Source organism: Acidisphaera rubrifaciens HS-AP3, from assembly GCF_000964365.1.
Classification (GTDB): Bacteria; Pseudomonadota; Alphaproteobacteria; order Acetobacterales; family Acetobacteraceae; genus Acidisphaera; species Acidisphaera rubrifaciens.
The window spans coordinates 1-755 of sequence record NZ_BANB01000577.1; the positions used below are offsets into that span (position 1 = coordinate 1).

Below are 755 nucleotides of genomic sequence, written 5' to 3' on the forward strand. Positions count from 1 at the left end.
CGGCGTCCTCCCGTGGCGGCCCGGCCGGCCGCGGCGGCATGCGACAGGGAGGCGACGCCGGTCGATGCGGCGGCATCGGAGCGCGTCGCGGCATGGACGGGCGGCGCGGCGAGGCGAAGAGGGATCGCATGTCCGCGCTCACACGCCGCGATCGGCCTTGACGATTTCGGTCATCGTGACGCCGAGCCGGCTGTCGTCGACCATCACCACCTCGCCACGCGCGACAAGCCGGTTGTTGACGTAGATATCGATCGCCTCGCCGAGCTTGCGGTCGAGTTCCACCACCGCGCCGCGCCCGAGCTTCAGCAGCTGGCTGACCTGCATCGTCGCCCGGCCCAGGACCGCGCTGACGGTGACCGGTATGTCGTACACGGCGCCCAGGTCGCGGGCACCGCGCGGCGCGCCGGCATCGGCCGCGCTCGATGCGGCGTCGCCCAGATCGTCGAAATCGATGTCACCCGACATGAAGCAGGTCCCTCGTGCTGACAGGCGAAGCCTCGTCCGCGAGTGGCGGCGCGGTGATCTCCGGACCGCATGGCAGGCAAAGGCCGCTCGCGGCGAGCGCGGCCGACGCATCGCGCCAGATCGCGGCCACGTCGCGCACCGCCTCGCCGTCGGCCCAGCCGATGCGGACATCGCCGGGCGGGAGGGCATCGGTCGGAACGACGCGCAGCCGGGCGGCCAAATCCTCGTCGTGGCGGGCGAAGGTCGCCGCCACCGCCGCCGCCGTCTCAGGCGACGCGCGCAGCGTCACC

The 755-nt window shown here is 73.2% G+C and carries 2 protein-coding genes; both read right to left on the reverse strand.

Annotation, left to right across the window (positions count from 1 at the left end):
- Positions 1-138 precede the first annotated feature (138 nt).
- Positions 139-465, reverse strand: coding sequence for a flagellar motor switch protein FliN (gene fliN / locus B8460_RS14925; RefSeq protein WP_084623695.1), 327 nt, complete (start codon positions 463-465; stop codon positions 139-141).
- Positions 455-755, reverse strand: a 301-nt coding sequence (locus tag B8460_RS22105) for a hypothetical protein (protein WP_199445662.1), incomplete at its 5' end; no start/stop codon positions are given. The genes fliN and B8460_RS22105, both read right to left, overlap by 11 nt.

What these genes read in the sequence shown, in the direction of transcription:
- fliN (WP_084623695.1), bottom strand. Translation starts at nt 465, where the DNA reads ATGTCGGGTGACATCGATTTCGACGATCTGGGCGACGCCGCATCGAGC.